Annotated in this window: 18 protein-coding genes; 10 read left to right on the top strand and 8 right to left on the bottom strand. The window is 44.7% G+C overall.

Annotated features, from left to right (window positions below):
- Positions 1–74 precede the first annotated feature (74 nt).
- Positions 75–677, bottom strand: coding sequence for a YigZ family protein (locus tag QQL66_RS08655; RefSeq protein ID WP_284380747.1), 603 nt, complete (start codon positions 675–677; stop codon positions 75–77).
- A 286-nt stretch (positions 678–963) separates the two neighbouring features.
- Here QQL66_RS08655 and QQL66_RS08650 point away from each other — a divergent pair, with 286 nt between their 5' ends.
- On the top strand, positions 964–1875 hold the full coding sequence (locus tag QQL66_RS08650; protein ID WP_284380746.1) for a hypothetical protein: 912 nt from the start codon (positions 964–966) through the stop codon (positions 1873–1875).
- Positions 1876–2048: 173 nt separating this feature from the next.
- Here the strand turns inward: QQL66_RS08650 and QQL66_RS08645 are convergent, their stop codons facing one another.
- Entirely contained in the window at positions 2049–3536 is a 1488-nt protein-coding gene (locus QQL66_RS08645; RefSeq protein WP_284380744.1) for a 3-oxoacyl-ACP reductase, read from the bottom strand.
- Between the two features lie 137 nt (positions 3537–3673).
- On the opposite strand from QQL66_RS08645, the gene QQL66_RS08640 reads away from it, so the two are divergent.
- A complete protein-coding gene (locus QQL66_RS08640; protein WP_284380743.1) occupies positions 3674–3910 on the top strand; it encodes a CDGSH iron-sulfur domain-containing protein in 237 nt (78 codons plus the stop codon).
- A 21-nt stretch (positions 3911–3931) separates the two neighbouring features.
- Here the strand turns inward: QQL66_RS08640 and QQL66_RS08635 are convergent, their stop codons facing one another.
- Positions 3932–4684, bottom strand: coding sequence for a tRNA-uridine aminocarboxypropyltransferase (locus tag QQL66_RS08635; RefSeq protein WP_284380740.1), 753 nt, complete (start codon positions 4682–4684; stop codon positions 3932–3934).
- Positions 4685–4829: 145 nt separating this feature from the next.
- Between QQL66_RS08635 and QQL66_RS08630 the strand changes: the two genes are divergently transcribed.
- Positions 4830–5933: a phosphoribosylaminoimidazolesuccinocarboxamide synthase gene (locus QQL66_RS08630; protein ID WP_284380739.1), complete on the top strand. Its 1104-nt coding sequence runs from the start codon at positions 4830–4832 to the stop codon at positions 5931–5933.
- 93 nt (positions 5934–6026) lie between these two features.
- Here the strand turns inward: QQL66_RS08630 and QQL66_RS08625 are convergent, their stop codons facing one another.
- Together QQL66_RS08625 and QQL66_RS08620 are read right to left on the bottom strand one after the other, a co-directional pair.
- Positions 6027–6842, bottom strand: coding sequence for a DUF1338 domain-containing protein (locus QQL66_RS08625; RefSeq protein WP_284380737.1), 816 nt, complete (start codon positions 6840–6842; stop codon positions 6027–6029).
- 180 nt (positions 6843–7022) lie between these two features.
- Complete coding sequence (locus tag QQL66_RS08620) at positions 7023–7835, bottom strand: crotonase/enoyl-CoA hydratase family protein (protein ID WP_284380736.1); 813 nt, start codon at positions 7833–7835, stop codon at positions 7023–7025.
- Positions 7836–8165: 330 nt separating this feature from the next.
- Between QQL66_RS08620 and QQL66_RS08615 the strand changes: the two genes are divergently transcribed.
- From QQL66_RS08615 to QQL66_RS08605, 3 genes are read left to right on the top strand one after another with little or no spacing between them, the layout of a single operon-like run.
- A complete protein-coding gene (locus tag QQL66_RS08615; RefSeq protein ID WP_284380735.1) occupies positions 8166–8675 on the top strand; it encodes a TIGR03546 family protein in 510 nt (169 codons plus the stop codon).
- Positions 8676–8685: 10 nt separating this feature from the next.
- Positions 8686–10362, top strand: a complete 1677-nt coding sequence (locus QQL66_RS08610; protein ID WP_284380734.1) for a TIGR03545 family protein — start codon at positions 8686–8688, stop codon at positions 10360–10362.
- Between the two features lie 3 nt (positions 10363–10365).
- Positions 10366–11001, top strand: coding sequence for a nucleoside 2-deoxyribosyltransferase (locus QQL66_RS08605; protein ID WP_284380732.1), 636 nt, complete (start codon positions 10366–10368; stop codon positions 10999–11001).
- 106 nt (positions 11002–11107) lie between these two features.
- Here the strand turns inward: QQL66_RS08605 and plsB are convergent, their stop codons facing one another.
- Complete coding sequence (gene plsB, locus QQL66_RS08600; protein WP_284380731.1) at positions 11108–13639, bottom strand: glycerol-3-phosphate 1-O-acyltransferase PlsB; 2532 nt, start codon at positions 13637–13639, stop codon at positions 11108–11110.
- A gap of 417 nt (positions 13640–14056) precedes the next feature.
- Here plsB and QQL66_RS08595 point away from each other — a divergent pair, with 417 nt between their 5' ends.
- Genes QQL66_RS08595 through QQL66_RS08585 form a run of 3 tightly spaced genes read left to right on the top strand, consistent with a single transcriptional unit; the run spans position 14057 to position 17639 of the window.
- The gene (locus QQL66_RS08595; protein ID WP_284380729.1) at positions 14057–14974 is read left to right on the top strand and encodes an ABC transporter ATP-binding protein; all 918 of its coding nucleotides are present in this window, start codon (positions 14057–14059) and stop codon (positions 14972–14974) included.
- Position 14975: 1 nt separating this feature from the next.
- Positions 14976–15704, top strand: coding sequence for an ABC transporter permease (locus QQL66_RS08590; protein ID WP_284380728.1), 729 nt, complete (start codon positions 14976–14978; stop codon positions 15702–15704).
- A gap of 12 nt (positions 15705–15716) precedes the next feature.
- Positions 15717–17639 (top strand): GldG family protein, encoded by a 1923-nt coding sequence (locus QQL66_RS08585; RefSeq protein ID WP_284380726.1) that lies wholly within the window; start codon positions 15717–15719, stop codon positions 17637–17639.
- A gap of 86 nt (positions 17640–17725) precedes the next feature.
- Here QQL66_RS08585 and QQL66_RS08580 read toward each other — a convergent pair whose 3' ends face one another.
- The gene (locus QQL66_RS08580; protein ID WP_284380724.1) at positions 17726–17926 is read right to left on the bottom strand and encodes a SlyX family protein; all 201 of its coding nucleotides are present in this window, start codon (positions 17924–17926) and stop codon (positions 17726–17728) included.
- Between the two features lie 282 nt (positions 17927–18208).
- On the opposite strand from QQL66_RS08580, the gene QQL66_RS08575 reads away from it, so the two are divergent.
- Positions 18209–18673 carry a cold-shock protein gene (locus tag QQL66_RS08575; protein ID WP_284380723.1) on the top strand — a complete coding sequence of 155 codons (465 nt, stop codon included), beginning with the start codon at positions 18209–18211 and terminating at the stop codon, positions 18671–18673.
- Between the two features lie 156 nt (positions 18674–18829).
- Here the strand turns inward: QQL66_RS08575 and QQL66_RS08570 are convergent, their stop codons facing one another.
- Entirely contained in the window at positions 18830–19396 is a 567-nt protein-coding gene (locus QQL66_RS08570) for a hypothetical protein (protein WP_284380722.1), read from the bottom strand.
- Between the last annotated feature and the right edge of the window lie 51 nt (positions 19397–19447).

Genomic DNA, 19447 nt, shown 5'->3' with positions numbered 1-19447 from the left:
GTAGACCGTGTCAGTGTGTTATGACCTTCAGGTGTTCTTGAAGAGGCCATTATTCTTGTGAAGTTTAAGTCTGGCTAAGTATTTTTTATATGGGTGTTTCTTAAATCCTCAACGAAACTCGTGAATTCGTCAAATAAGGATTCATTAATTGAAAGTAATAATTCGGCGTGCTCACCGAAGTTGTGTGCGTCTGGTTGGATCTGATGTTGTTCCAGCCAGCGCTGAACTTGGTTGATCTCTTGATAATTACTGATGAGATTTACTTGTGTCTTATGTTCCAGTGGCAGCCACTCGGCCTGATCCAAAGCTTGTTTAGTGGCCGTTGAATAGGCTCTGACTAAGCCGCCTGCACCTAATTTGATACCGCCAAAGTAACGGGCAATCACTACCGCGCATTCCCCAACGTCCGCATGAGTTAAGACATTGAGCATTGGCCTTCCTGCTGTACCTTTAGGCTCTCCATCGTCACTTTGGTTCCAACCGTGTGCGTCCTTTGGCATCCTGAGAATGTAAGCCCAGCAATGATGACTGGCTTTGGGATGCTCTGCTTGTATCTCTGACAACCAGGTTTTGAAATCCTGTTCATTGTTGATTCGGGCGAGGTAGGTCACGAATCGACTTTTCTTCTCTTCGTATTCATGAATGAGGGACTGTGCAGGTGTGCGATATATTGGCATCAGATAAAAGTGCTAGTTGGCTCGGGGTTGAATGAACGATTTTAGTCGTTCGGCAGAGTGATTCAAAGCATTAGCGATTATTCACTGAAATGAGAAACTTTGTGTGTAAAATGTGAACCCGTTTGTCTGTTTTTGTTTTTGCAAATTTGCGGCTCCTTCAAAGGGCATCTACTCTGAAATACAGGAAGACGGAGATATAAGCTCTAACAAAAACAATCGGTTGCTCGTAGTGCGGCATTCTTAGCCTGTTCTTCGCACAAGCAGTCATGAGTCAGTCGAGGTCTTAATGAAGTCACCAATTTTAGCAATACAACAATTTGACTTAAATGGTTTGGAAAGCCTGAGTGACAGCACTTTGATGTCCTATTTGGACGGAAAATACAGCCCGGTAGAATTAAAAAGTTTTCTTAGATTTAAAAGCCGTATCACTCAAGAGTTAGCTCAACATCCGGTATTTACGGAGAATCATTTTATTAATTGGTTCAGTGAATCCGATTTGACTGATTACGATGTTCAGCATTTCCTCATTCAATTCGCTATTTTTGCGGAGAGTTTGGCGCACGCTCAGTTCAGTCAAATGCAATCAATCGATACGGCTCAGCAAGCGGCTATCCGTGACATGATTTCTGAAAGCTTGTCTCAGGGTGGAGAGCGCGACCTTTTTGGCCAGTTGAGTTTGAATCTGCATGGCGATAGCAACTATTCAGATCTGAAACAGCATCAGATTGAAGGTGGTTTACTGCGTTATATGACGCCACATTACAGCTTGATTGCAAAAGTCGCCGAACACTTAGGGATGCCGTTTGAGCTTTTAGGTCAAAAAGAGTTATCCACAGACAGTACAGATTTTGTCTGTCGTGAGTTAGTGAAGTTTTACAGCCATCCTGATCCTGAAATTTCCTACGCATCGGCGTTTGCAATGGAATTCTGGATGGAACAAGGGTTCTGGGACCATATCCTTGCAGGGTTGATTCGTTATAAGCACATGAAGGGGATTTCTGATTTCCCTGTCGCGGTGTTTACCTGGAACGGACAGCACCATGATTCTTACAAAGCGGCTCGAATGAAAAAACTAGAGCACTTTTATTTCAATCATGTCGTCAATGAAGAACACTTTATTAACGCGGCTGATGACCTTTTGGATACAATTTTATTGTTCTGGGAGGGACTGTATTCCGACCGAAAGTCGATACATTAACCTCATAACCGAGGAGGTGCCAAGTTAGATATGAGATGTATTACAAAGGTATTTTAAGACCAGGCTCTTCTTGATGAGCCGCTTGGAACGAGCCTTTACAAAGGCTCACGTGGGGTCGCCAAGGCGACCCCTACTTCTTTCTGCCTCATCATTTTTTGATGAACTTGCAGTGTTTATGCTCCGACCAAATTCTGTCCACACACCCGCAGTGTATTTGCACGTAAGCCTGATGATGCAGGGTTTGCAAACATGGCTACTGCTTCGGCCACATCCTCTGGTTGTCCACCTTGAGAGAGTGAATTGATTCGACGGCCAATTTCACGGCTAAGGAAAGGAATCGCCTGGGTCATTTGCGTTTCAATAAAGCCTGGCGCAATAGCATTGATGGTAATGCGACGACGTGCCAAGACTTTGTCCATAGCTTCAACATAACCAATCACACCTGCCTTCGACGTTGAATAGTTGGTTTGACCAAAGCAGCCGGCAATGCCGTTGATGGAGGAAATACAAACCACTCGGCCACCCACATTCAGAACCTTGTTGTCGACCAATGCTTCGGTGATGCGTTGAACGGCGGACAGGTTAATGTCGATAACGCTGTTCCAACGTTTATCATCCATTCTGGCCAAGGTTTTATCGCGAGTAATCCCTGCATTGTTTACCAGGATATCGATCGTTTTAGCGCCTTTCTGAACGTCTTTAATCAGTTTATTTAGTGCTTTTTTATCGCTCACGTCTGCGATTACTGCATGTCCACCAAGGCGTCGAGCCAAGGCTTCGAGGTCGTCTTTGCATGGCTCGATGTCTAACAGAATAACCTTGGCACCGTCACGGGCCAACGTTTCCGCAATGGCTTTACCGATACCACGAGATGCGCCGGTAATGAGGGCTGTTTTATCCTGCAATGGTTGACGCCAGTTGATGCTGTCTTTTGTTGGACTGACTTTGGTGATGGTCAGTGTTTGGCCGGTAACAAATGCGCCGCGAGCAGAAAGAAGGTATCGCAAAGGCGATTCAAGCAAGGCTTCTGCTTCTGGTTCAATTAACAGAAGGTTAGCTGTGGCGGCTTTTCCACCAATTTCTTTGGCACAACTGCGAATGAAGCCTTCCAGAGAGCGCATCACGGAAGCTTGTGCCGGTGTTTTACAGTTCTCAGGAGGTAATCCAATTACGACGATACGGGCATGCTCTGCGATGCGAGTAATGGCATTGTGATAGAAGTCGTATAAAGCTGAAAGCTGTTCAGGTGTTTCAATGCTGGTGGCATCGTATACCAATGCCGAATGCTTTTGAGTGGTTTCTGAAAGTGCGCGCAGAGGGTAGCTCTTGCTGGCATTCATCAAATCTTGTTGCTGTTTGTCACCATTCACGAAGAACAGTTTTGCAGAGCTTTTTGCAAGCACACTCAATATGGCTTTCGATACGTCACTCTCTGTTTTGTTACCTGTGCTGGCTGCTCCAAATAATGCTTTTCCTCGAAGAAACTCTTCGCTGGCTTGCTGTTGACGACGCAGTTTAACCGGAACGGGTAGATTGAGAGCCTTCACCAGAGGTTGTGCCCAAGGATGATTTACCACATTTTGGTAAACGTCCCCTTTGGTTGCGGACTTTTGAAATTGACTGAAATTCTTAATGGCTTTCTGAACGTGTCCCTGAGGCATGGTCTGTCCTTCTGGTCTTATCTTATAACGTGTTGTTCTGTGGATTCTTTTAAATGAAGGCAAGTTTAGCACTGGTTCGTATTTATGAGTACCTGAGCTATGGTTAATGACAGGCTTTCTTTATGGAGGGGGAGAATATGAGTGAACCAGTCAGAGCATCAGACGTACCTTTTGGGGTGGAAGTCGAAGCAGGTAAACGTTATTTCTGGTGTGCCTGTGGCCGCAGTCAAACTCAACCTTTCTGCGATGGCTCGCATAAAGGCACCGAATTTGTCCCTGTGAAATACGAAGCGGATGAAACCACGCTGGTTTTCTTTTGCGGATGCAAATCTACCAACAACCCACCGCTGTGTGATGGGTCGCATAATAAATGATAGGGTGCATAATGGCGTGAGCTAGGTAATTGACTCCATCGCTTGATGGAAATGGTTCATTTCCGGCGCTCTTGTCTCCCTCACCGCCTGATAGTGGTGGTTAAACAAGTCAAAATAGCGAGCCAGTAGGTTGGCTTGTCTGGTTTGCTCAAACGCATTTAAGACCATGATTCCCGCTTCCGCTGTGGATAGTTGATGTTCTTTAGGTGCGGTACGCAATTTATACGTTGCCAGTGTTGAAGGCTCTAAAGAAAGGGTGGGGAGGGTATGTAACCACTTACTTAAATACATCTTTCGGGCTTGCTTCCAAGTGCCGTCCAAGAGAATCACTGTCGGTGTTCTTCCTTTACATAGATCGTCGAGTGTGTCTTTTGATGGGGAAGAATACAACTCTCGCTCAGAACGGAACTCCCCTGGAAACAGGATAAAGCATTGGCGCTGAGGATCGTTTAACAGGGCTAACATTTCCTGGTCTGGTTCTGTTCTGGCCCAGAGAAAGGCATGGCAATTTTGTGGAAAACAGTCTGCGATTAAACGGCCGGTATTGGTTGGTTTGAGGATTTCCTGATCGTGCATCAGCAAGACGATATCAACTTCCGACGCCATTGCATGTCGCCAGGAACACAAACACGCCGCCTGGCTTAACTGACAGCTTTGGCAACGAATGACAGAAGCGCCTCTTGCCTGGAAGGGTTTGGTGCTGCTTTTCAGGCGTGTCGCTCTTAACTTTTCAAAGGCATTGATTGCGGTGTGTTTATGGGGTGTTTGAGTCATTTGAATTCGTGTCGCTAGAGAATAAAGTCTGCTATGATTCGCGTTTTTCAGGAGCGCGAGAGTTTAGCCTTTTCAGGGCCTCTATTGCTAACTCTATTGATATCACTAAGCCAGTTTCAGCTTAATCTATTTATAGGAAACCTTCATGAGCCTTGCTGATAAAGTTTTAGCCGTTAACGATGATTTACCGATTCGCACTGATAAGCCTGTTCATAGTGGCAAGGTTCGTTCTGTGTATTGGCTAACGGAAGCCGACAGCAAACGCCTGATCAAAGAGAAAGGCTATGATGTGGCGGAAGATGCACCATTAGCCATCATGGTGATCAGTGATCGTATTTCTGCGTTTGACTGCATTTGGACAGGTGAAGGCGGTATGAAGGGCGTTCCTGGCAAAGGCGCGGCGTTGAATGCGGTCTCGAATCATTGGTTTAAGTTGTTCAAGGAACAAGGTTTGGCGGATAGCCATATTTTGGACATTCCACATCCTTTGGTGTGGATTGTTCAGAAAGCGCGCCCTGTAATGATTGAGGCAATTTGCCGTCAGTACATCACCGGTTCTATGTGGCGAGCGTATGAAAAAGGCGAACGTGAGTTCTGTGGTATTCAGTTGCCTGACGGTTTGCAGAAAGATCAAAAGCTGGATGAAATTTTGATCACGCCTTCCACCAAAGGCATTCTTAAAGGCATTCCTGGCGTGCCTGAAGTGGATGATGTGAACATCACCCGTGACGATATTGCGAACAACTTTGAAGCCTTTAACTTCACCAAGGCGGATGACATTGATCTTTATGAAAAGCTTCTGAAAGAAGGCTTTGGTGTGATCAGCAATGCGTTGGCCGAGTTGGATCAAATCTTTGTCGATACCAAGTTTGAATTTGGTTATGTCACAGATGCGACCGGACACGAAAAACTGATCTACATGGATGAAGTAGGGACGCCGGATTCTTCGCGTATCTGGGATGGCCCACAATTCCGTGAAGGCAAGGTGGTGGAAAACTCGAAAGAAAGCTTCCGTCAGCTGCTATTAAGTCACTTCCCAGACCCAGACATATTGTTGAATAAAGACCGTATGGATGAGCGAAAAGCGCTTGCGGAAGATAATGAGCTGCCATTGGATGTGTTGATGAAAGTATCTGAAACCTATGTTGGGATTGCAGAGAAAGTGATTGGTGGACCATTGAATGTGTCTGACAATCCTAAAGCAGAAATTATTCAGGTATTAAAAGACGAATACGGTTTAATTGATTAGTGATTTGGTTGATTAATCGTTAGATCGATTCATTAAAAAGGGAGCGTTTAATCGCTCCCTTTTTGGTTTTAAACAGACGAATTCTACGTTACTTTATTTCATATTCGTGCTTTCAAAGATCTTATCGGCGTTGCCTTCAATGAAGCCGGCAAACTCTTCGCCATTCTCCATTGGGTAGCGACGAGCGAACTCGTAAAAGCAACTTGGAATTTCCTTGGTTCCTTCCACAAACTCCACCGGGCGTTTTTCGGCCAAGGTCGATGATTGTTCAAGATACAACTCTGGCGTTCCTTTGATTGTTCCGCCCACGTCATTTAGCTGGAAACCTTGTTGTTCAAGAAATGCATTTACATCTTGAAGAGAGTCAAAGCTGGTCAGCGTATTTACTTTCACCGTGAAGTGATTAGCCATGTAGCCATAAACGTACATCCAGGCTGCATATTCTGATTCCTGACGGAGTGCTTCGTAGGTTTCAAAACTGATATCGCCCCAGGTTCGACCTGAGCAATAAAAACTGTCACTGTCCGGCAATGCATCGTCAATTTTGGTAATAATTTCCTGCTCAACAATAGCATTCAGCTCATCGGAACACTCGCTGAGTTTCAGCTCACTGATAAAGACTTTCGGTTGGCTTGGATCGTCTTTATGTGCCAAATGAATCGCATTTAATTTCTTCTCAACGAAGGTGTACTGACCACATCGTTGATAACCGGCATCTTCAAATGCTTTAGCTACTTTATCCAGCCCGACTTTGGGGTGCTGAAAGGTTCGTAACGCGATGTGATCGTTGATCACTTCAGGTTCCCGCTCAGAGAACAAGGCGTGTATTTTAGCTACCGCAGGGTTTAGATTGACGTATTGATTCCAAAGATTTGTGAAGAGAATTTCTGGGGACTTTCCGGAAAGCATGACCACCTCTGACCACTCGGACAATAAACTGAAAGAGCTGAGTATAGTCGGTATTGGCGAAATCGCTCGTAACGCTTTAGAGAAAAGTGTAGTGAATTGTTAAAGAACCGGACGTTGAGGATTCCGGTTCATTTAAAAACTCCTCCTCCGAGAGCAGGAGTTTAAGGCTAAGCGCTTGAATTAGAAGGATGAACGATCCACGAACGGGTCGTTTTTGCCGGATAGTCCATTCTTTAATGCAATGCGTTGATTCTTGCGACCGAGTAAGCGCATTTGAGTCCAGCGCTCCCATAGCAGGGCGGTAACCGGGTTGGCTTTCCAGGTTTTGCGGAATAAGAACTTGGTTGCCGAGATAGCGTCCGGTGATTTTTCTGCAATGGTCTTCGCCAGTTGAATTGCATCTTCCATTGGATTTTCGCTTAGCTTACTGACTAATCCGTATTCATAGGCTTCTTTGCCTGAGAACTTACGACCTGTCATGGTCAACTCTTGCGCGATGTCATATCGAGTAAGCGTCGTCAGGGTCACTGTGCCACTCATGTCTGGAATCAATCCCCATTTGATTTCCATGACAGACAAGCTCGTATCCGGGCGGGCAATACGGTAATCGCTGCCGAGCGCAATCTGTAAGCCGCCACCGAAGCAGTTGCCTTTGATGGCCGTGATCACGGGAACAGGAATGTTACGCCAGATCAGTGCTACTTTTTGGAAATCATTCCACTGTGCCCAAGGGAATTTCAGGAACAGTTGTGGAATCATGCTTGGTTTTTTGCTGACCGCTTTAAAATCCAAACCTGCACAGAAAGAGTCGCCTTCACCGGTTAGGATGACAGCACGAATGCTCTTATCACGAGTGATTTTTTTAGCCGTATCGATGAGCTGTTTGAACATCGGGAGATCAAGCCCATTGTGTTTTTCTGGTCGATTTAAAGATACATAGGCGATGTTATCTTTAACGTCGAAATTGACTCGTGACATTTCTGAAGTTGCCATAGCAAGGATTCCCAATGTTCGGTTTGATTCAAGATCGAGAATACGTTGTGGTACCTAGCTCGATGGTGAATGAATCAAACGGTTGTTTGAAAAACGATTGACGCATGATTTCAGAATTTAATTAAAAATTCCAGTGTAAAGATTTATGCTGACTCGTTATTTCATGGCATTGGCTGTTTGGAAATTGTTTTCGTGAACGATTTCAATAAGATACTCTGTGCTTATATGCGTTACAGGTTTCTGATCGATTTAAACTAAAAGAAGGATCTATCGCCTACACTTATCAAGGTTTGCTTGTGGTGATTAGGTTGGACTTTCGAGGGAGAGAATATGCTTACTATCTTTGCGAAGTTATTGAAGCTATTGAATTCGGATCAAAATCCGAATCATCTGGCGTTGGCCGTGTGCTTTGGTTTGGCAGTCGGGCTAATGCCCGGTTTTTCGGCTTTTTTGTTGATCATCGTTGTTTTGATTTGTGTGCTGAAAGCGAACCTGACGTTGTTCTTCCTGGTTTGGGGATTGTTTGAAGGGATTGCCTATGTCTTCGACCCGGTGCTTCATCAACTTGGTTATCTTCTTTTAACTTCAGACAGCTTGCATTCGTTGTGGACGGGGTTGATTCAGTCGAGTTTCTGGAAATTAACGGCATTTAATAATTCTTTAGTGATGGGCGCTTTGGTTTCTATTCTGGTGTTGTGGGTGCCGGTTTATCTGCTGAGCTTATGGATTGTGAAATCTTACCGTACCAGGATTCAGGCTTTTATTGAGAAGTGGAAAGTAACCCAGTTCTTAAAAGGCAGTAAGTTTTATCGCGTATATCAATCTCTGGCGGGCGAGTAAGGAGTAGAACATGAAAGGAATGATTCGTTGGTCAGGTCTTGGGGTTGCGGCGGTTTTTGTGGTCTTGGCGTTTTTCTTGTTGGAGCCTCTTTTGAAACTTGTGATTGAACAGGCGGGAACACGCGCTTTATCAACACGAGTGACGTTAGACTCAGTGAGTATAGGTTGGTCTGACAGTTCCTTATCTCTGAAAGGTTTGGAAGTTGCGGACAAAGCACAACCGATGCAAAACAAAGTGGAAGTGGATCTGATCGCTCTGCAAATTAATGCGCTGGAGGCGTTATCGGGGCATCTTGTTTCTGATCAGGCAACGTTGGCTGGCATTCAGTTTAATACGCCACGCACATCCTCTGGTGCGGTGGATGACATGGTAACGCTGAGTAATGTAGATGAGAAGGTGGGCTCTGCGTCTGACTCCTTGTCTCTGCCTGGGGTTGATTTACCTGACATGGATGAGCTGGTTTCTAAAGAGAATTCACTCACCTATCAACGATACAAAGCCTTACGAGAATATATCGATACAAATAAGGACGCTTTTGAACAGCGAATTGAAGCGTTAAAAGATAAGAAAAAGCTTGAAGATTACAAAGCTCGCTTGAAAGAAATCAAGAAAGCGAAAGGCTTTATGGGCAAGCTGGAAGCTGTGTCTAAGGCGAAGCAGCTCAAGAAAGATATTGATAAAGACTTAAAAGAAATCAAACGATTGAAGAAAGACTTTAACGCCTCGGTTGCTGAAGTAAAACGTCGTGTTGAGGAATTAAAGAAATCACCACAACAAGAGGCTGATCAGATTCTTGCGAAAGTAGGAATCGAGGGGGGGACACAACAGGTCGCGGAAATGTTGTTTGGGCCTGAATTGAAAGGATATCTCCAACAGCTTAAGTCGTTCACTTCAAGTGAAGGTAAAGCGAGTGATACAACGCCAGAGGATCTTCAACCTGAGCGTGGTCAGGGGATCTTTGTAGCGTTTGAGGAAGAGCAGAAGTTGCCTTTGGTGTGGTTTAAACTGGCTCAACTCAGTGGTGATTTTAACGGATTGGGCATTCCTTTCGCTTTCCAGGGCGAGGCAACTCATCTTACTGATCAGCAAACGCTTACCGGGAAACCAACGGCGGTGGCGCTGGATTTGATTAATGACCAGGTGAAATCTGCCAAGTTAGGTGTAATTGTTGATACTCGCACAGCTCAAAAGATCAGTCTTGATACTCAAATCACCGGTTATCAGGTGAAGGACATGCCATTGTCTGGTGACTTTAATCTTGATCAAGGCTTAGCGGATGTTACCGCCAAGATTAAGCTGGTCGAGGATGCTCTGTCTGGTGATGTGTCGATGGATATGACACAGGTAGGTTTGACTGGCTCAGGTTCTCTTTTTGACAAATACCCAAGCGCCAAAGAGGCATTAGCCACTGTTAATAAGGTAGACGCGACGGCGGTACTATCAGGGTCTATCGATGAGCCAGGCGTGGATATCACCTCAAATCTGGATAAGGTCTTGAGCAACGTTGTCAATAAAGCCTTGGAAGGTCAGATTGCCAGCTACAAAACAGAGCTGACAGGACGCTTGGATGCCATGTTGCAGGAAGAGTTAAAAGATATGGAAGGTTCGAAGTCGGATTATCTGTCTCTCTCCGATGACATTGCAGGAACAGAAGGGCTGTTGGATAACATTTTGGGTGGTCTGTAGAGCATGTCAGAAGCGCGTTATCAAGTGTATCTGGCGGGTGAACTGTTTAGCTACAAAGCCTTAGCGGGGAATCAGCTGCTAGGAAAAGCGATTGAAGATGTTTCTCAAGGGCGTTTTCAGGTGCTTTTACCTCAGGACATTGAAATGCCTTCTGATCGGGCTAAAGACATTCGTAATGCCGATTACGCAGCAGTTATAAACAGCGATTTGATCATTGCTCAGTTTGATGGCTCCGAGCTGGATTCTGGTACCGTAGCGGAGTTTATGCTGGCGAAGCAATTGGATATTCCTGCTGTGTTGTTTCGGTCTGACTTTCGTAAAGCCGGGGATCAGGAATCTGGTGGTGATGCCTGGAATCTGATGGTGTCGCATTTTCCAAGAACCGAGTCTTTGGCGGTAAATGCGATGGCGTTATATCACCAGGCGGATGGTTTAACTCAATACATAGAGCATTTAGCGCATTTGCTGGTGGAGAAGTTAGATGTAGCCGTAGCCTCTGCCCCGTTAGTTGCAATGACGGAAGATCAGGCAATTTTATATTATCGTCAGACTTTAATTCGTTTGGGGATGGTTTCTTATTTGAGTGAGAATGATGTCTCCCGTATCGTTCAAGCCAAGCTATCCAAAAAACTTCTTTAAGCTGCTAATGCAGTAATCATCAATCATAAAAAAGCCCTGACTCTCTTAGTGTTTCAAGTCAGGGCTTTTTTTGAGTCAAACCAAGTCTGTTTGAATAGAAATTCGATTAATCAGATTTCTGCACAGTCTCGTTGGTTTCACTCTCTGTGCTAGTATTTTCTTCGGTTTGAGACTCTTCACTTCCCTGATCTCGCGTGATTTGAAGAATACTGTGTCTCACTTGCGAATTCAGGATCAATCTTGCGTCTTCAGCAATGGTTTCGATTTGTTGATCGAAAGTGAGCTTGTCGTCTTCGGATTTAGTAATCACACCGCGATCCAACAGGATAGACACCAAGTCTCTGAATAATGCTTTGTCGAAGAACTCAGGTGCATTCAGTCCGTGCAGAATAGACAGACGCTCAGCCATAGCGGTGGATTGTTGTTGCAGTTCTTCCGCTGTTAACGCTTCTTGCCCGCGTATACGCAACAACTCAATGGCAATGTAGTAGCGTTCCAATGTTGCCATGATAGGTTGACCCATCAATTGCAGTGTCACGAAATCAGACCCGCCTGGTTCAGGACTCATCAGACAGTTGCCATCGACATGAATCAAGCCTTCATCAACCAAAGCATCAATCCACTGATTGATGTTGTCCTCGATTTCATCTTCACTCCAATGCAGGAACAACTCGTTTTGCAGGTATGGATAAATCCATTTGGAAATACGAACTACATAGCCGCGTTCCAGGCTGCGATTGTTTGAGCTCAGTAAACAAATCAGAGATGGCACTGCTAACAAGTGCAGGATGTTATTTCTATAGTAGGTCAGCAATACGGCCTGGGTTTCATCCATTAAAATGATGTCCCCCAAACTGTGCTTTTTACGATCGATCACTTTCATGCCTTCGGCGTATTTGATCCAATCTTCTCCGGAGCCTTCTGGCAGGGTGATCTGTTCGCTGTAGGGCGCCAACGACAATAGCTTCTTCAGACGATTTAATTGATCAACCAAGACATGCTCACTGAGTGCTTGTTTCGGCGTAGCTAAGAGAACCGCACCGATCATGTTGATTGGGTTGACCGAGACACTACTGTTGATGCTGGTAGCCACTTGTGTGGATAACTGATCAACAAAGGCGTTTAACCAATCCGGGCGATAGTCATCACCATAGTCTTCATCACGCCAGCCTGGACGGAAGTTGTCTAATTCGGTTTTAAGGTCAATGGCATGACCAAAGTTCATACGAACCTTACCGAAAGAATTACGTAAGTGTTTTAGCGCTTTGAATAAACCACCAACGGACTCTTTCTCTTTATTTGCACCACGAAGTTCGCCTAGGTAGGTATTCCCTTCAAGGATCTTTTCGTAGCCCACATAAATAGGCATGAACTTAATAGGTTTCTTGGAATCACGAAGGAAGCTGCGAACAGTCATTGCCAGCATGCCGGCTTTTGGTGTCAATTGACGACCCGTACGACTGCGACCGCCTTCGACAAAGTATTCAACCGAGAAACCACGGGTAAACATGGTGTGCATGTATTCATTGAAAAGACTGGAATACAACGGGTTGCCTTTGAAGGAGCGGCGCATAAAGAAGGCCCCACCACGACGAAGGATGCTTCCAATCACTGGAATATTCAGGTTGATACCAGCGGCAATGTGCGGTGGTTGATAACCGTTCTGATACAAAATGTAGGAAAGTAGCAGATAGTCGACGTGGCTTCGGTGACATGGCACGTAAACAATGGAATTGGCACGTGCGACTTTTTCAAGATTCTCTAAATGGTTGATCTCGATGCCATCGTAAATCTTATTCCATACCCAACCTAATATCACTTCAAGGAAGCGAATAGTCGAGTAAGACATGTTTGAGGCCAGTTCATCTGCGTATTTCAGTGCGCGTTTTTCTGCCTTTTCAATGCTAATACCATGCTCTTCCGCTTCTTTTTGAATCGCCTGGCGCATGACATTACTGTGCAGTAGAGATCGCATCAGGGTACGACGGTGCGACAAGTCAGGCCCGACAATGGCTTCGCGTGAACGACGTTGGTGAACACGAAGGATGCGCTGAATTTTCTTGGCAGTACGTTCAGCTGGCTCTTCGGGCTTCATAATAGAACGCAACGAGATCGGTTTACTGAACTGAACCAAGGTGTCGCGGCCATGAATCAAGACAGTGAAGAATTGTTGAATCTTACCAGCTGATGACCAGTTGTCAGAGAACAGTGAACGGAACAGTGATTTCTCTTTGTCGGGGTTACGTCCCCAAATCACGGTCACAGGTACGACCTGAACATCAAACTCTGCATTCTTTTGTAGGGTTTCGATACTGTGCAGTAACCGATCTGAGGTTACAGGAACCCAACGTTTGCTGAAAATGCTGCCCTGACGCTTATTCAGTGTGATGTAGCTTCGTTTTTCATTAAAGGGCTCGGGTAACGGTGCCCGGATGGAAGGTAATCCCCGGGTGTTACATTCCTGATCAATGACCAATTGGGCGCTTAGGGACGGCCCTCGAATGGCGTAAAGAACAGGTTGATTTGGGTCTAGCCCAAGCTCCTTCGGGCTTCCACCCTGAACGGTGGTTTTCATCCATTTTGCCAGAATGGTTCTAAAGAAACGGAAAATCAGTTCGGCAAGGTTGAAGTTTTTCATGATTCGGTTTTATACCCCAGTCCATGATAAGGCGATAATCGGGCAAGTTTACCTTGAATGTTGTTGAATCCCAATCCTCGAAACCATCTTTTAATAAAATGGTCAGTAATAGCTGATAGTCTTGTGCTTTATCCCACCCGTCTATCCTGTCGCTGGGCGCGTGGAAAAAGAAGACGTGAGGAATTGTGCATAATTCAAGGGTTTATCTTGAAAAATAATCAAATAAGCCCAATGATATTGCGCACTTAAGGCCAATGATGGAGTGCCATGCTAACCTGTTTTGATGATCAGTTTAGTTCACTCACGGGCTAGCACGGAATGAAATAAGTACTAGGGCACGTCTGAGCATATTTGCTCAGGTTTAGAGGTCTCCTAGAAACAACAGATAGAAATAATAACGAAGTCACGGAGAGGTCAATGATAACGGTCAAACAGTTGACGAAAACATTTGGCTCATTCACCGCGGTTAATAATCTTTCTTTTGATGTAAAACCGGGTGAAGTTCTTGGGTTTCTTGGTCCGAATGGGGCCGGTAAATCCACTACGATGAAGATGATTACAGGCTTTCTGGCGCCAACGGCTGGAACAGTCGAGGTCGATGGTCATGATATCTCGAAGGATACATTGGCCGCACAGAAGCTCATTGGGTATCTACCTGAAGGTGCGCCCAGTTATGGTGAAATGACCGTTGAGGCCTTTTTGAAATTCATTGCCGAAGTCCGTGGTTTTACCGGGAGTGAAGCACAGACTCGCATCGAAAAGGTTATTAATGAAGTGGAACTGGGTTCCGTCCGTAATCAGCCGATTGAAAATTTATCCAAAGGCTTTAAGCGTCGTGTTGGATTGGCGCAGGCCATCTTGCATGACCCTAAGATTCTGATTCTGGATGAGCCGACCGATGGTCTGGACCCTAATCAAAAACAGCACGTTCGTGAGCTGATCGAAAACCTGTCTAAAGACAAGATTGTCATTGTGTCTACTCATATTTTGGAAGAAGTTACAGCGGTTTGTTCCCGAGCGATGATTATTGCCAACGGTGCAAAAGTGGCTGATGGCACACCAGCTGAACTTCAGGCGATGTCTAAGTATCACAACGCAATTTCTCTTCGATTTGCTGAAGAGGTGAACTCTGACGTGTTGGCTTCTATTAATGGTGTTAAAGAAGTGTTGAGAGAAGGGGACTGGATTACCTTGATTCCTGAGCAAACATCGGGGCTGTTGGATGCAGTCAATGCTGCACTCGATGAGAAAGGTCTTCACGCAGAAGAGATTTTTGTGGAGCGAGGTCGTTTGGATGACGTCTTCCGAAGTGTGACAAGGGAAGGGGCGAAGTAATATGTTGAATGTGGTTATTAAACGAGAAATCGCGAGTTATCTTGCGACGCCGCTTGCGTTCATTTTTACGGTTATTTTCCTGGTTTTGAACGGGGTATTTACCTTCTATTTAGGAAACTTCTATGAGCGAGGCCAGGCGGATTTATTTTCGTTCTTCAGTTTTCATCCTTGGCTTTATTTGTTCTTAGTGCCCGCACTGGCGATGCGTCTTTGGTCCGAAGAGCGTAAGACAGGCACCATTGAGCTGATTATGACACTTCCGATACCTACTCGGGATTTGATTGTCGGTAAGTTCCTGGCCTCTTGGTTATTCATTGGCGTGGCGTTGATGCTGACCTTTCCGATTTGGATAACGGTCAATTATCTAGGTCAGCCTGATAACGGTGTGATTCTGGCCAGCTATTTAGGCAGTTGGTTTATGGCGGGGGGCTTCCTTGCGATTGGGTGCTGTTTATCAGCCACTACAAATAATCAGGTGATTGCCTTTATTTTGAGTGTTGTCGTCTGTTTTGTGTTTATTGTAAGTGGCTTCCCTATGGTACTGGATGCCTTCCAGGGATGGGCACCCGCTTGGCTGATTGATGCGGTGTCTTCATTGAGCTTCCTGACACACTTTAATGCGATTTCCAGAGGCGTTTTGGACATCAGGGATGTTCTTTATTTTGCTTTGGTGATTTCCGTTTGGTTAGTTGCGACGGCAATCGTGATTGATATGAAGAAAGCAGAGTAAGGGAGAGACGACATGCACAGTAAATTATTTTCTCGTACCGGGTTAGTGGCCCTTGCAGCCGTCTTTTTGGTATTGGTGATTGCCATCCAATGGTTGTTCTCAGGTGCGCGCGTAGATTTAACCGAAAATCATTTGTACACCATCTCTGATGGCACAAAAAACATTGTTTCCAAGCTTGATCAGCCAGTAACTCTTAAACTCTATTTTTCTCGTAAAGAAACCGAGGGCCTGCCGGCTATTCGTGATTATGCGAAACGGGTTCAGGAGCTTTTGGAAGAGTACGTTGCTTACTCGGATGGTAAGTTGTCACTTGAGGTGATTGATCCTATTGCGTTTTCTGAGCAGGAAGACGAGGCAACGACGTATGGATTACAAGGTGTTCCATTGAATGCGGGCGGCGCAAGCTTGTATTTTGGGTTGGTTGCAGCTTTGGATTCGACCTCATCGGATGGGGTGAAAGAACTTAAAAATACTCAAGTGATTCCATTTATTCAGTTGGATCAAGAAGAATACCTTGAATATGACATGAGTAAGCTGATTTATACGGCTGCACATCCTGAACTTCCAGTGATTGGTCTTTTGTCTACATTGGATGTGAATGGTGGGTTTGACTTCATGACTCGTCAACAGAAAGAGCCGTGGATGGTCTTTGAGCAAATTAAACAGCTTTTCTCATTGAAGGAGTTGGAAGATTCTGTCTCGGTAATTCCTGAGGATGTGGATGTTTTAATTTTGGTGCACCCTAAAGAGTTGAGCGACCAAACCCTGTTAGCCATTGATCAATACGTGTTGAAAGGTGGCAAGTTGATGGTGTTTGTTGATCCTAAAGCGGAGCAGGAACAGCCTCTTTCGCCAATGGATTCAACCGACGGGTCTGACTTTAAACTGTTGTTTGAAAGCTGGGGTGTTCAGCCGAGCAGTGGCCAATTTGTGGCTGATGCTCAGTATTCAATGGCTGTGAATTTGTCTCAATCGCAGCGTCCGGTAAGACATTTGGCTCTATTGAATCTGGTTAATGATGGTCAATCTGATGTTATTGCTAAGGATGATATTACCACCTCTGACTTAGAGAGTGTCACGTTCTCTTCGGCATTGGCCTTGTCTCAATTGGAAGACGCAACGACTACCTTTACGCCTTTGTTGAAGTCTTCGATTCAAGCGATGTTGATGGATGCCAATAAATTAGCAACGTTAACTGACCCGACAGAGCTGTATAGTGAATTTGAACCTGCTAATCAGGCATTTGTTTTGGCAGCGAGAGTGACTGGGCCTGCAATGACGGCATTCCCTGAGGGCATTGAAGTAGTGAGTTCAACGGATGAAGCTCAAACAGAAGAAAGCGTTGAGCCTAAAACTGAAACCATCATGCCGGAAGTGAAGGAAAGTAACTCAATTAATGTGATTCTGGTTGGTGATACAGACATCCTTTCTGATCGTTTATGGGTTCAGGTTCAGAATTTCTTTGGTCAAAGAATCCCGACGCCTTGGGCCGATAACGCAGGTTTTGTTATTAACTCCCTTGATAATCTGGCGGGTAGCGAAGACTTGATTGATATTCGCAGCCGTGGCCGTTATACACGTCCTTTTGAAGTGGTTGACGCGCTGAAACGGGATGCTGAAGAAAAGTTCCGAACTCAGGAAGAACAGCTTGAACTGCAATTGCAGGAAACCGAGCAGAAACTGAATGAACTTCAACCAGCGGGAGCGGAAGGTGATACTCAGCTAACTCCAGAGCAACAGCTAACGTTGGAAAACTTTATTCAGGAGAAACTGGATATCCGTAAGCGACTAAGAGAAGTTCGCTTGAATCTGGATCAGGATATTGAAGCCCTCGGTGCGCAATTGAAACTGATCAATATCCTACTGATACCTGTGATGTTGACCGTTATTGCAGTGTTTGTTGTGATAACTCGCCGTAAAAGCAGACAGCGCTAATCATTTACATTGTTGGATAGTGAAAAGCCCTTGTCCATTGATGGATAAGGGCTTTTTTTATGCTGGGAATTCTTCAGCAAAAACGATCAATAATGGGGTGGTGGCGCGTCGTTTTCTGCTAATGGAATAGAACTCTCAACAGAGGAGATCTTATCTTTCAGTATGCGAATATAGCTGTGCAGCTTTTCAATTTCTTTTTGCTGTTCTATGACGATTTTATTGATGGTTTCTAGAGTGTCTTCCTGAAAAGCCAGACGAGTTTCCAGATCTTCTACTTTGCTGCTCATAAATTACCTGCTATAAATTGCATTCTGCAATATTTTGTTTTGTAAAAGATTTTTTTACAATCATATAGTGCTATAGTCCTTACCTGATCTTAATGTGGTTGATCATTTTGGTCTCAACACGACAATGCATTAGGTGAAAACCTCGTCTTGGTAAGGCAAGGTGCGTCGGAATTCAATCCCGATGGTACTTATTATAATCAATTGAGCCTCATGGTGCTCTTGCTGTGTGGTTGCTGTTGATTAATAGAATTTTGTTTTTAGTGAAATGAGATGGTAGTTAGTATGAGTAATAGTGATTCTTCTAAAAATATAATAACGACGATTGTCACTGCTGTAGTCGCTCCTCTTGTAGGCGGAGCAGTGCTTTTTGCTTTAGGTATGCTTCCTGAAGCACTTACCCTAGAAACTCTTGCAATCGGCTATGTAGTGTTTGTGCTTTCCATTCTTTTAGTTGAGTTTGTGTTAAGTGCAGTTTTATCTTCTAGTCCGTCTGAAGGTCGTGGTAAAAGCCGTTACGTTACTGAGCAAGAAGATGTTCGTGAAACAGGTACGGTTAAGTGGTTCAATGTTTCAAAAGGCTTTGGTTTTATTACCCGTGATCAAGGGGAAGATATTTTTGTACACTTCCGTTCTATCCGTGGTCGTGGACACCGTTTTCTTAAAGAAGGCCAGAAAGTTAAGTTTGATGTAATCAAAGGTGATAAAGGTCTTCAGGCGGATGATGTTGCTATTCTAAAGCAGCAATAATTCGATCCTTTGAAAAGCCTCGAAAGAGGCTTTTTTTATGCTTGAAATTTGGATGATTGCATTCTTTCAGGCAAAAAAAAGCTGGCCAAATTGGCCAGCAAAACAAGGGAAATTACCGACTAGAAGGGAAGGTAATTCTTTCAAAAAGCAGGTCGATTAACGGCCTAGCTTGCTGTTCACTTGCTCTTTTAGGGAGCTTGCTTGTGCAGTAAGTTGCTCTAGTTGCGCGTTAACTTTTTCACGGTAAGGTGCAACTGCAGTTTCAACCTGGCTACGGTATTCGTTTACTTGAGACATAACTTTTTGGGTGTAGCCGTTTGCTTGCTCGATGTAAGGATTAACAGTACCTTCAACTTGCTCTTTGTAAGCAGCTACTTTAGGTTTTGCTGATTCTACTGCTTGCTCAACTGCTTTGATGGCTTTTAGTTCTGCCAGAGCGCTAAGCATATGAGCATTCCAAGAAAAACGGTTACGAACGTCATAGGTTGCAATATCAATGTTGGTTACCAACTCACGAAGAGAGTGGTTGTTTTGCTTGATTTCAACTAGCGCATCTTTCAATGTGATTGGAGCATCACCTTCAACGTTTACACCTAGGTCTTTAAGGATTTTGCGAACTTCAACGCCGGCTTTCTCAAACTGCTCGTTCAATACAGTTTGAATTTTTGTTTGTGCTGTTTTGGCTTGTTCAAGTTGGCTGTTCAAGGTCTTTTGTATGCTCATAAGATAGTCTACTCGCTTAGTTTTACACAACATGCCCGGTAACCTGGTATA

Source organism: Litoribrevibacter albus, from assembly GCF_030159995.1.
In the GTDB taxonomy this organism is placed as follows: domain Bacteria; phylum Pseudomonadota; class Gammaproteobacteria; order Pseudomonadales; family Litoribrevibacteraceae; genus Litoribrevibacter; species Litoribrevibacter albus.
The sequence above is the reverse complement of the archived record's forward strand: the minus strand, read 5'-3'. Positions and strand labels throughout refer to the sequence as shown.